Source organism: Rhodospirillales bacterium (assembly GCA_016712595.1).
Classification (GTDB): Bacteria; Pseudomonadota; Alphaproteobacteria; order Rhodospirillales; family Defluviicoccaceae; genus Defluviicoccus.
On the sequence record JADJQT010000002.1, the window covers coordinates 629,040 to 641,603 of the forward strand.

Annotated in this window: 5 protein-coding genes; 2 read left to right on the forward strand and 3 right to left on the reverse strand. The window is 64.5% G+C overall.

The genetic code is table 11. From position 1 onward, the window contains the following. Positions 1–46: 46 nt before the first annotated feature. Positions 47–1,378, forward strand: a complete 1,332-nt coding sequence (locus IPK66_14795; protein MBK8176482.1) for a dihydroorotase — start codon at positions 47–49, stop codon at positions 1,376–1,378. Between the two features lie 65 nt (positions 1,379–1,443). Here IPK66_14795 and IPK66_14800 read toward each other — a convergent pair whose 3' ends face one another. The 3 genes from IPK66_14800 to IPK66_14810 all read right to left on the reverse strand — a co-directional run bounded on the left by IPK66_14800 (position 1,444) and on the right by IPK66_14810 (position 7,678). Further along, positions 1,444–5,151, reverse strand: coding sequence for a DUF748 domain-containing protein (locus IPK66_14800; GenBank protein MBK8176483.1), 3,708 nt, complete (start codon positions 5,149–5,151; stop codon positions 1,444–1,446). Then, a complete protein-coding gene (locus tag IPK66_14805) occupies positions 5,148–6,560 on the reverse strand; it encodes a YihY family inner membrane protein (protein ID MBK8176484.1) in 1,413 nt (470 codons plus the stop codon). Before IPK66_14805 ends, IPK66_14800 begins: the two co-directional genes overlap by 4 nt. Positions 6,561–6,757: 197 nt before the next feature. Further along, positions 6,758–7,678 carry an undecaprenyl-diphosphate phosphatase gene (locus IPK66_14810; GenBank protein ID MBK8176485.1) on the reverse strand — a complete coding sequence of 307 codons (921 nt, stop codon included), beginning with the start codon at positions 7,676–7,678 and terminating at the stop codon, positions 6,758–6,760. 236 nt (positions 7,679–7,914) lie between these two features. Here IPK66_14810 and gltB point away from each other — a divergent pair, with 236 nt between their 5' ends. Next, positions 7,915–12,564, forward strand: coding sequence for a glutamate synthase large subunit (gene gltB / locus IPK66_14815; protein MBK8176486.1), 4,650 nt, complete (start codon positions 7,915–7,917; stop codon positions 12,562–12,564).

Genomic DNA, 12,564 nt, shown 5'->3' on the forward strand with positions numbered 1-12,564 from the left:
GTGATGGAACGCTGGCGCGCCTGGCGCCGGGCGAGGTGAGCAAGCAATGCCCGAAACTTATGACCTCGTGCTTCACGGTGGCACGGTGCAAATGCCTGGCGGCGGCGTCGAGACCGACATCGCGGTTAGGGGCGGGCGAATTGCTGCCTTCGGCCGCTTTTCCGCCGGCGATGCCGGGTGGTCACTCGACTGCCGCGGGCTGCATGTGCTGCCCGGGGTGATCGATACCCAGGTGCACTTCCGCGAGCCGGGCCTCGAGCACAAGGAGGATCTCGCCACCGGAACGGCCGCTGCCGCCCTCGGCGGGGTGACCGCGGTGTTCGAGATGCCGAATACCCGGCCGCCCACCACCGGTGCGGGTGATTTCGCCGAGAAATGCCGGCGTGCGCGCGGCCGCGTTTGGGTCGACGTCGCCTTTTTCATCGGCGCCACCGCGGACAACGTCGACGACCTTGCGGTTCTCGAAACCCTGCCGGGTTGCGCCGGCGTCAAGGTGTTCATGGGAAGTTCCACCGGAGACCTCCTGGTCGCCGACGATCAGACCCTCGCCGATGTGCTCGCCCACGGCAGCCGCCGGGTTGCCGTGCATGCCGAGGACGAAGCGCGGCTGAAAGAGCGCTGGGCGCTGGTTCAAGACGGCGCGGATCCCGCCCGTCATCCACAATGGCGCGATGTCGAGACGGCGCAGACGGCGACTCGCCGACTGCTGGCCCTGCTTGGCGAGACGCGGCGACGGGTCCATGTCCTGCACGTCACCACCGCCGAGGAGATGGAGCTGCTGGCGCAAGCCCGCGATCTGGTGACCGTAGAGGTCACGCCGCAACACCTGAGCCTGGCGGCGCCCGCATGCTACGAACAGCTTGGCACCCGCGCGCAAATGAACCCACCGATTCGCGGTGTTCGCCATCAAGAGGCGCTGTGGCGCGCGGTGGCCGACGGCATCGTCGATTGCATTGGCTCGGATCACGCCCCGCACACCCTCGACGAGAAGGCCAAGCCCTATCCGCAGAGTCCGTCCGGGATGCCGGGTGTCCAGACACTGGTCCCGGTGATGCTGGATCACGTCGCTGCCGGGCGCCTGAGCCTTGAGCGCTTCGTCGACTTAACGAGTGCCGGTCCGGCGCGCATCTACGGGATCGCCGGCCGTGGGCGGATCGCCCGTGGTTACCGCGCGGACTTCACCGTCGTCGACCTCGCGGCGCAGCGGACGATTTCGGATCGGGAGATGGCCAGCCGATGCGGCTGGACACCGTTCGATAACCAGAAGGTCCGTGGGTGGCCGATGGCGACGGTGGTGGCGGGCCGCATCGTCATGCGGGAGGGAACACTGATCGGCAAGCCGGCTGGCCGGTTGGTTGACTTCCTCGACTGCCTCTAGCGGGGCGCCAGCAGCGGAGCCTCGAGCGGTAAACGCGCCGGCGGTAAAGACTGGCCGCCGCGATCCTAAAGCGTGACCTCGACGCGCGGCGGCTTGGTATCCTTCGGATCATAGGCGGTTCGGCATTCGCTGACCTGCCGGGCGTTCGCGCCGGCGTCGATCAGCGCCCGGCGGAAATTGGCAGTGCGTTCGCCGGCCAGGGACCATAGCCATCCGGCGAGCTCCTCGGCCTTTTTGTCGCGGCCCGGCCCGCTCGCCGGTGCCCCGGCTTCAACGAGCGCGGCATCGAGGTCCTGGATGGTCGACCGGCCGCAGACCTTGAGCGAAAGCTTGTCGCGCTCGGTAAGGACGCGGACCAATCCCGCCGCCATGTCCTTGGCGGTCCCGTTCAGCGCGGAACTGTTCGGCTCGAACGGCACGGGCTCGAAGGTCATGCCTCCGCCGCCCGCGACGCTGGCAATGAGCGCCACCGGCGCGAAGGCGAGCTGGAAGGGGGCGAGGACGGCCGCCTGCAGCGCGCCGCCGACCGCCTGGCTGATCGCGTCGGAAAGATCGAAGCTGGGACTGTTCAGTTCCCCCGAGACCGGCAGCTTGAGCTTGATCCGGCCCTGGCTGTCCTGGAGCAGGCCGACCACCGTTTCGATCGGCACACCGACCGAGGCCGACAGCCGGGCGGCATCCTCCGGCGACAGGGCGCTGAAGTTCAGGTCGCGCAGACCGACATCGATGTTGCCGTTAAGCTTGCCCTGTGTCGCCGTGGCGCTGACGTCGAGGTTAAGCCGGCCGCTTTCGACGTTGACGCCGATCGCCTGCGCAGCGTAGGGCGAGAGCGGCGGCAATTCGAGCCGCTGCAGGCGGCCGTTCAGATCAAAGGATGGCGCCTTGCCGAACGGCGCCGCCCAGCCGGCGAGCGCGAGGTCGGTAAACTCGTTGATGGTTGCTTCCAGTCTCAACGTCGCCTGCTGGCTGGGATCGCCGGAATCGACGTTCAAAACCTGCAGCGCCTTGACGCCGACGGTGAAGTTGGCGTTGGGGACGATCGAATCGTCGCGCAGGCGAATTTCCGCGGGATTGGCGATGCCGAGGCTGCCGAGGCGGAACCGCCATCCTTGCTCGGAGGCCTGGGTGACGGTTTCGGCCGCTTCCTTTGGCCGGCTGTCGTCTGCCGCCGTGCCGGTCAGGTAGGCGCGGCTGGCGAAGACATCAAGGCTGTCGAGAACGATGCGGCCGATATCGATCCGCTTGCGGCTGTTCACTTGCACATCGCCCACGCTCAGCGTGCGCATCTTCAAGGTCGCGAGCTTGCCGGCCTCGACGATCGTCGAGATGCCTTCCGCCTGCAGATCGGCGCGGGCATCCCACGTCTGTCCGCGCGGGTCTTGCGACACATTGACGGCATCGAGACGCGTGCGCAGGGCGTCAAGACCGATATCGGCGGATGGCTTGTCCTTGACATGCGGCAGCCGCGCGGCGAATCGCGCGAGTTGCGACGAGCCTTGCGCCTTGAGCGAAACGGCGTCGCCTTTCACCGCAGCACCGAGGTCGGACAAGGCGATCTCACCGTTTTCGAGGGAAACCTCGATTGCCGGTTCCCCCGCAGCCGCCGGGACGCTGGCCTGAGCCTTGGATAGACTGGCGGTGGCGTTGGTTGTGAAGAGCGTCGATTCCGGCTGCTGGGTCAGGTCGAACGGCGATGCCGAGATGGCGATTTTCGCCGCTGCGGCGCGTCCTCCCGGCACCGCCGAGGGCGTGGCCGGCGCGGCGCCGGCGCGGCGCGACCGCGCTGTCGGCTGCGGGCTCGGCGACGGCGCGCTGCCCCAGGTGCTGGCCACATCGGTGATCGCAACGTTCAGCTTCCCGCCGCCCTTGGTGCCGGTCTCGCTGCTGGCGAGGTGCAGTTCGTCGAGCTTGGCTTCGGCGCCGCCGACGGCGAATTCAACCGCGGGGGCATCACCGGCGGCCGGCAGCGCACCCGACAATGACGTCAAGCGAGCTTCGGCGTTGCCCGCAATCGCCGCCCGCCCGGCGTTGGCCTCCACGGACAGCGGCGATGCGGTCACATCGAGCGCATCGGCGCCAATCCGTTGTTCACCGCCGCCCGGCTGAGGCAGGCTCACGGTGATCTGCTTGGCGGCGATGTCGGGCGCGACATTCATCTTGAGCCGCTCGCCATCAAGGGTCAGCGAAAGCTCGCCGAGGGATGCCTTCAACGCGGCGAGCGATGCCGCGATCGGGGCCGCCGCGCCTTCCTGCGCTGTTCGCAGCGAAGCATTGGCGAGCGTCGCCGTCGCCTTTGCCGAAGCGGTGGTGCGCTGGGGTGCCGTCGCATCGATGGCTGCGATATCGGCGCTGAGCGCGGTCACATCAAGGACGATGGAATCGGCGCTTGCCTCGACCGGGGAGGCCAGTGCGAGTTTGGCAAGGTCGATCTTGAGGCGTTCGCCATCCCCATCCGCTCCGGCATCGAGACGCACCGTCATCGCGCCTTCGGCGGTGGAGGCGAATTTCAGCGATGATGCCTTTACCGCGATTTTCTCGGCGTTGCCGCGTATCGGCTCGCTGACTGCCGGCCGTTCGATGAAAAAGTCGGGGCGGGCGGACGCATCGATCGCACCGTCGCTGGTGCGGCGGAAGGCGACATCGGCGAGGCCCAGCTCTGCCGATGCCAGCGCCAGCGACGCGCCGCCGACGGCATGCCCCGACGCCTCGTTGAGCTTCGCCTGCACGGTACCGTCGGCGCTGAGGTCGCTGTTTTCGCCGACGACGAAGGAGCCGTCGACGGTAACGCTGCCTTGGTCGACCTTGAGCGCGCCGCTATCGGTCTTGGAAACATCGACATTGGCGAGCACGACGTTGGTGCTGGTGTGGCCTTCGATTCGGCTATCGGGGAATAAGGCGAGTTCGCTTTTGGCATAAAGAGTGACGGTGCCGGCGCTGGTCGCAAGACCGAGCGGGCCGGTGAATCGCTCGATCCGCTGCAGTTCGATGCCGTCGACGGTGATATCGGAGGTGGTGGTGATTTTTTCGGCGAACGGTCGGGCCTCGCCGGTCGCCGAGACGGTGATGCCGTTGACGTCGGCGACGAGCGAGAACGATCCCGGCTTGTTCGGCTCCCACGAACGGAATCCGCGCAGGTCGAGTTCTTGAACCGTAAGCGCGGCGGTACCGCCATCCTTGTTGGTGAAGGTAACGAGAACGTTGCGTGCCTGCAGATTGTCGACCCCGGTACCCCATCCCGACGCCGCCGCCGGGGCGGCTTCGTTTTCGGCCTTCGGTGCCGGTTCGCCCGCCTCTTCGGCGAGGAACTGTCGCAACGAGATGCCGTTGATAATGAGCTCTCCGTCCCCGGTCTGGTGGATGGCGACGACAAGGTCAGAGAGCACCACCGATTCCAGCAGTGCCTGGCGCTCGATGAGATTGCGCAGGCTGAGCGTCAGGCCGAGGCGCCCGACGGAGCCGGGATCGGCTTCGCCGGCATGAAAGCGCACGGGACCGATCGAGATCTCGCCGCGCGGAATGTCGATGTCGATCGTCTTGACCCCCTCGACGTCGATCTGCATGCCGGCGAGGTAATGATTGGCGACGTAACGAGCGACGTAGCGGGGAGCAACGAGAACGAGGAGGGCGATCAGCGCCAGAAACCCGAGGACGATCGCGGCGATCGTCGCGATCCGGCGTCCGCGCCGTCGTCCGGGGCCTTGGCCTCCGTTGTTGCCTGCGGCGGACGATCCGGCTGTGAGGGAAACCTCCGAAGGATTTGATGCGGCCGTCATGGGTTCTCGGCCGCAGCGCCGATGGAAGCGGGAGTTGCGCGCGCGGCGATGGAGCGTCGCCGTATCTGCGCGTCGGCATCTTTGTCGGTCTGGTCAAGCGCGAGGTCACGCACCGTCGTGCTGTCGAGTGCATCGGCGAGCGCGTGCTCGATCCGCGCCTCGATGTCGTCGACGGCGGCGCCGCCCGGCGGCGATGAAACGTGCGCCGGTTTGGGATAATTGCGCACGACGTCCACCACCTCCTTGACCGGCAGGGCGTCGAACGGGCGTGTCGACAGCCAGCGTGGGGGATCGTCGGCGGAGGTCGTGAGCAGGCCGCCGCTGCGTAGCGTCTCGAGAATCTGAGAGACGGCCTGCGGCGATGCCTTGATGCGATCGGCAATGGCATCCGGGGTCATCGCCGGCTGGCGCTTGTATTGCGCGGCCGCGATCGCTCCGACTGCCGCCAGCGCCACGCGTTCGCGACCGAGATTGTTGATCAGGGGATCGTCGGCGCCGCCGAGCAAAGATTCCGGGTGGGCATGGTAGTAGGAAACGTCGACGCCGATCAGCACCACCAGCCAACTGACGTTCAGCCACAAAAAGAACAGGATCAGCGACGCGAGCGCCGAATAGATCGCTTCGTAGCTCGATGTGCCCTTGGCGAATTCGGCAAAGGCGATACCGGCGATCGTCCACAGCACGGTGCCGACGACGCCGCCCACGAAGGCAGATGAGAGCGGGACGCGCGTATTGGGCAGAAACTTATAGATAAAGGTAAACGCGCACAGCAAAAGCAGGAACGGCACCAGACGGCCCAAGGTATCGATCAGCAGGCCGAGCGGCGGAATGGCCGAGAGCTGCTGTACCGTGGGACTCGCGATCAAAGAGCCGACGATGCCGAGGGCTGAAAACAGCAGCACCGGTCCGATCAGAAGGACGCTGAGATAATCGGTGAATTTCCGCGTCATGGGGCGGGCCTGACCGACATGCCAGATGTCGTTGCAGGCGGTCTCGATCTTCTGGACGACGGATATCGCGGTATAGAACAGGGCGGCGACGCCGACGACGCCCAGCACGCCCACGTCCATCTTGTCGACGAACTCCATGATCTGGTCGGTGACCCTGCTCGCCTGGCCGCCGAGCGGAGAGAGAGCCTGGAGCAACAGCGGCTCGAAGCGGTAATGAATCCCGAACCCTTTGAGGACGGAAAATCCGAGAGCGAGGATCGGCACTAGGGATAACGTCGACGTGTAGACGAGGCTCGCGGCGTGCAGCCCCAACCGCCCGGTGGTGTTGTCGCGGGCGACGGCATAGGCGATCCGCAGGGCCTGAATGCCCGTCCGTCTCCAGCCCGCAACCGAATTCGCTTTTGGGCCCCACAGTCGTCGGACCGCGAAGGGGGCAAACATTTGGGGGGGTGGCATCATGTCGAATGGTCCTTCGGCCGGATGCGATTATCTCCGATCTAAAAACGATCACAATGCCTGAACGATCCATTCGTTTTCTGGACGGGGTCGCGCGCTGCTGCTCGCGACCCGCCTTGCGATCCATTCTGCCGCCTCCCGGCCGTCGCGATGGCGGCCGACGGCCCCACCGCGAACGGTCGCGACACGTGCCGCCGTCGTTACCGCATCGAAAGGATGGCAAGCATGCCGGCACCCAGCACAATTCGATAAAAGGCGAACGGCGCAAACCCATTGCGGGAGACGAACGAGATCAGGGTGCGGACGACGATCAGCGCCGCGATGAAGGCACAACCAAAGCCGAGGGCAATGATTGGAAAGTCGCCAAAGGTAAGAACCGACCAGTTTTTATAAATGTCGTAGAGCGTCGCCGCCAGCATCGTCGGAACGGCGAGGAAAAAGGAAAACTCGGTCGCCGTTGCCCGGCCGACCCCGAGCAGCAACGCGCCCATGATCGTCGCGCCGGAGCGGGAAACGCCGGGAATCATCGCCACACACTGACAAAAGCCGATCTTCAACGCCAGCATCGGTGTAATCGCATCAATTTGGCGAACGTCGGTTTTCGAGTGCCAGCGTTCGATGGCGAGGATGGCGAAGCCGCCGACAACCAGCATCGTCGCCACGACCCAAGGGTTGAACAACACACCCTTGATAAAGTCATGGGCAAACGCGCCGATGACCATCGCCGGCAAAAATCCCATGAACAGATTGAGGGTGAATCGTTGCGCTGTAGGATCGGAGAACAGTCCGCTCGCAACGTGGATGAACTTGGATCGATACAGCCAGCAGATGGCAAGAATGGCGCCGAACTGAATGGCGATTTCAAAGACGTGGCCCGCGGGTCCGCGGAATCCGAGAAGGTCGACGAGCAGGATGAGATGCCCGGTCGAGGACACCGGGATGAATTCGGTCAAGCCTTCGACGATACCGAGCAATGCGGCGGTCGCATAAGAGATGAGGTCCACCGAAAATCTCCAGGAAAGGATGCTTGAAACGCGCGCCAGGGCCGGCGGGCGCAAGGCGCTGTTCGTTTGACCCGGCGGCAATGAACCGACGAGAAGGGATGACACGTCCACGCGCATCGGATAAAGAAACGATTGCCTCGGTACCTCGACCTTGTAATCTTGGTCGCAAGGTCCGATGTTGACCGAGCGCCAGGGTGGAGTAGCCCGCTGACCGGCACGCGTCAAGCGAACGCTGGTCGATCAAGGGCGGATGACGGCCGGAAAAATCGGCCGACGCGAACGATAATGACTCCGGGTTCTGCGACGGGCGACGAAATTGGAGGTGCGGGCGACCACGAGTTAGGATGCGCCATATGCGAGATTGTGCTCTGCCGCCGAAGCAGGGGCTGTACGACCCGAATAACGAACACGACGCGTGCGGATTTGGTTTTCTTGCACACATCAAGAACCTTAAGAGCCATGACATTATCCGTCAGGGCCTAGGCATTCTGTGCAACCTGCGGCACCGTGGAGCCGTCGGAGCCGATCCTCTGGCGGGCGACGGTTCCGGCATTCTCATTCAGGTGCCGGATACGCTGCTGCGCGAGGAATGCGAGGGCCTCGGCTTTTCGCTTCCCGCACCCGGCGAGTATGCCGTCGGCATGGTCTTCCTGCCGCGCGACGAAGCAACGCGGCAGGCGTGCATTGACGCCTTCGCCAAGGTGGTTCCCGCCGAAGGCCAGAGCGTGATCGGCTGGCGCGACGTACCGACCGATAACAGCGTTCTCGGCTTCAGCGTCAAGCCGATCGAACCGGTTATCCGCCAGATCTTTATCAAGCGCGGCCCCAGCTGCGCCGATGTCGACTCGTTCGAGCGCAAGCTGTTCGTCATTCGCAAGCAGGCGCATCACGCAATCTGGGACCAGGGCTATACCGGCGGCGATCAGCTCTACATCGCGTCGTTGTCGGCGCGGACGATCGTCTACAAAGGGATGATCCTTGCCGAGAACCTCTCGACGTTCTATGCCGATCTGAGGGATGAGCGCTTGGTCTCGGCCATCGCCCTCGTCCACCAGCGCTTTTCGACCAACACCTTTCCCTCGTGGCGGCTGGCGCATCCGTTTCGCTATCTCTGCCACAATGGCGAGATCAATACGCTGCGTGGCAACATCAACTGGATGATGGCGCGCAAGGCGACGATGCGTTCGGCGCTGCTGGGAGACGATCTCGACAAGCTGTGGCCGCTGATCGGCGACGGATCGTCCGATAGCGCGACCTTTGATAACGCGCTCGAGCTTCTCGTCGCCGGTGGCTACAGCCTGCCGCACGCGATGATGATGATGATCCCGGAAGCGTGGGACGACAATCCGCTGATGGACGAGCCCCGGCGCGCGTTCTACGAGTATCACGCGGCGCTGATGGAGCCGTGGGATGGCCCGGCAGCGGTGGCATTCACCGACGGTCGGTTGATCGGCGCGACGCTGGATCGTAACGGGTTGCGCCCAGCGCGCTACGTCATTACCGAGGACGATCTGTGCGTGATGTCCTCGGAAGCCGGCGTGCTGCCGATTCCCGAGGAGAAGATCGTCAAGAAATGGCGGCTTCAGCCAGGCAAGATGTTCCTGATCGACCTTGAGCAGGGGCGGATTATCGACGACGCCGAGTTGAAGGAGCGCATCGCCGCCGAGCGGCCGTATCAGCAGTGGCTCGACGCGACCCAGATCCGTGTCGAAAAGCTGCCGCCGGAGGTCGGGCCGATGACACCCGATCCGCAGACGCTGCTCGACCAGCAACAGGCTTTTGGCTACACCCAGGAAGACCTCCGCTTTTTCCTGCGGCCGATGGGATTGACCGGAGAGGACCCGATCGGCTCGATGGGGCGCGATATCCCGATCGCGGTGCTGTCCGACCGGCCGAAGATGCTCTACGATTACTTCAAGCAATGCTTCGCGCAGGTGACCAACCCGCCGATCGATCCGATCCGCGAGGAACTGGTGATGTCGCTGGTCTCGTTGATCGGACCGCGGCCGAACCTGCTGGAACCGGAAGGGGCGGCCGGGCACAGCCGGCTTGAGGTGCGCACACCGATCCTTTCCAACGTCGACCTTGAGCGCGTCCGGCGGATCGAGAATCACGTCGACAACGCGTTCCGCACCTACACCCTCGACATCACCTACCCTGCGGCGGAGGCAGAAGCGGGCATGGACCCGGCGCTGGCGCGCATCTTCGCCAAGGCGAGCGCGGTGGTGCACAAGGGCTATAACATCATCATCCTCTCCGACCGGGCGCTGTGTGCGGATCGGATCGCCATCCCGGCGCTGCTGGCGACGGCGGGCGTGCACCATTATCTGATCCGCGAGGGCCTCAGGACCTCGGTCGGTCTCGTCGTCGAGACGGGCGAAGCGCGGCAGGTCCACGACTTCAGTCTGCTCGCAGGCTACGGCGCCGAAGCGATCAACCCTTATCTTGCGTTCTATACGCTCTCGAACCTGCGCGGCGAGATCGCGCAGGACATCACCGACGCCGAACTGCACAAGCGCTATATCAAGGCGATCTCCAAGGGCATCCTCAAAGTGATGTCGAAAATGGGGATTTCGACCTATCAATCGTACTGCGGCGCGCAGATTTTCGATGCTGTTGGGTTGTCACAGAAGTTCATCGACACCTACTTTACCGGTACCCGCACCCCGATCGAGGGAATCGGCTTCGACGAAATCGCCGCCGAGACGGTGCGCCGGCACAAGCTCGCCTACGGCGATTCACCGGTGCTGAATGGTGCCCTCGACGTCGGTGGCGAGGTCCAATACCGGTTGCGCGGCGAGGAACACATCTGGACGCCGGAAACGATTGGCCTGCTGCAACACGCCGCCCGCTCCGGCGACTACGCGCGATTCAAGGCCTATTCACGCAAAGTCAACGACCAGTCGGCGAAGCTGAAGAACCTGCGCGGTCTGTTCGAGTTGAAGAAGGCGCCGTCGCCGATACCACTCGATGAGGTCGAGCCGGTATCGGAGATCGTCAAGCGCTTCGCCACCGGAGCGATGTCGTTCGGTTCGATCTCATGGGAGGCGCACACCACCCTCGCCATTGCGATGAATCGGATTGGCGGCAAATCGAACACCGGTGAGGGTGGGGAGGAGCCGTCGCGCTTCGAGCCCCTACCGAACGGCGATTCCATGCGCTCGGCGATCAAACAGGTCGCCTCGGGCCGCTTTGGCGTGACCACCGAATATCTGGTCAATGCCGACGATCTGCAAATCAAGGTGGCGCAGGGGGCGAAGCCGGGCGAGGGCGGGCAACTCCCGGGTCATAAGGTAGACGACTGGATCGCGCGCGTGCGGCATTCGACGCCGGGCGTTGGCCTGATCTCGCCGCCGCCGCATCACGATATCTATTCGATCGAGGACCTCGCCCAGCTCATCTTCGATCTGAAGAACGTCAACCCCGAGGCGCGGATCAGCGTCAAGCTGGTCTCCGAGGTCGGAGTCGGCACCATCGCTGCGGGCGTTTCGAAGGCGCATGCCGACCATGTGACCATCGCCGGATTCGACGGTGGGACCGGTGCCAGCCCGGTGACGTCCATTCAGCACGCCGGTCTGCCCTGGGAAGTCGGCCTTGCCGAGACCCACCAGACGCTAGTGCTCAACGACCTGCGCGGGCGAATCGCCGTACAGGTCGACGGCGGCTTCAGAACCGGTCGCGACGTCATCGTCGGCGCGCTGCTCGGCGCGGACGAGTTCGGTTTCGCCACCGCGGCGCTGATTACCGCCGGCTGCGTCATGATGCGCAAGTGCCACCTGAATACGTGTCCGGTCGGCGTTGCCACCCAGGATCCGGAATTGCGCAAGCGCTTTACCGGCCAGCCGGAGCATGTGGTCAACTTCATGACCTTCATCGCCGAAGAGGTGCGGGAGATCATGGCCGAGATGGGATTCCGCACGCTTGCTGAGATGATCGGCCGCAGCGATCTGATCGAGAAGCGGCAGGCCATCAAGCATTGGAAGGCATGCGGTCTCGACTTCAGCCGGATGTTCCACCAGCCGGAGGTCGGTCCCGACGTCGCGCGGCGGAACTGCCAGGTGCAGGACCACGGGCTCGACAGCGTACTCGACCGTCAGTTGATCGAACAGGCCAAGCCGGCGCTCGACGAGCGTCGCCCGGTGCAGATCGAAACCCCGGTGCGCAACATCAATCGCAACGTCGGGGCGATGCTCTCCGGCCAACTTGCCCGCCGCTATGGCCGCCAAGGATTGCCGGACGATACCATCTGGATCCGCTGCACCGGTTCGGCCGGGCAGAGCTTCGGGGCCTTCCTCGCCCGCGGTGTGACCTTGGAACTCGAGGGAGACGCCAACGACTACGTCGGCAAGGGCATGTCGGGTGGGCGGGTGATCATTCATCCGTCGAAGCTCAGCAAGTTCAATCCGCGCGAGAACATCATCATCGGCAACACGGTGCTCTACGGCGCGGTCGACGGCGAAGCCTACTTCCGCGGCGTTGCCGGCGAGCGGTTCGCCGTGCGCAATTCCGGCGTTTTCGCCGTCGTTGAGGGTGTTGGCGATCACGGGTGCGAATACATGACCGGTGGCTGTGTCGTCGTGCTCGGCGCGACGGGACGCAACTTCGCCGCCGGAATGAGCGGCGGCATCGCCTACGTGCTCGATGAGGACGGCACGTTCAACAAGCGCTGCAACATGGCGATGGTCGCACTTGAGCCGATCGCCGACGAGGATGAGCAGCTTGAGGAAGAGTATCACCAGGGCGGGGACCTCGAAACGCATGGTCGCGTCGAGCTGATGCGTGATATGTCTCGTCATGACGCCCAGCGGCTGGAACAGTTGATCACGGCTCACCGGCGCTATACCGGAAGCCTGCGCGCCGGCGAGATTCTTGACCAGTGGAGCGACTACCTGCCGAAATTCGTCAAGGTCATGCCGGTCGACTACCGGCGGGCTCTGGAACAGATGCAAGCCAACTGGCGCACGACAGCCCGTAAGGGCGTCAGCGTTGCCGTGGGGATGTGA

Bases quoted from the DNA above. Each gene is read 5' to 3' on its own strand.
- IPK66_14795 (MBK8176482.1), top strand. From the start codon at position 47: ATGCCCGAAACTTATGACCTCGTGCTTCACGGTGGCACGGTGCAAATG.
- IPK66_14800 (MBK8176483.1), bottom strand. From the start codon at position 5,151: ATGACGGCCGCATCAAATCCTTCGGAGGTTTCCCTCACAGCCGGATCG.
- IPK66_14805 (MBK8176484.1), bottom strand. From the start codon at position 6,560: ATGATGCCACCCCCCCAAATGTTTGCCCCCTTCGCGGTCCGACGACTG.
- IPK66_14810 (MBK8176485.1), bottom strand. From the start codon at position 7,678: ATGCGCGTGGACGTGTCATCCCTTCTCGTCGGTTCATTGCCGCCGGGT.
- gltB (MBK8176486.1), top strand. From the start codon at position 7,915: ATGCGAGATTGTGCTCTGCCGCCGAAGCAGGGGCTGTACGACCCGAAT.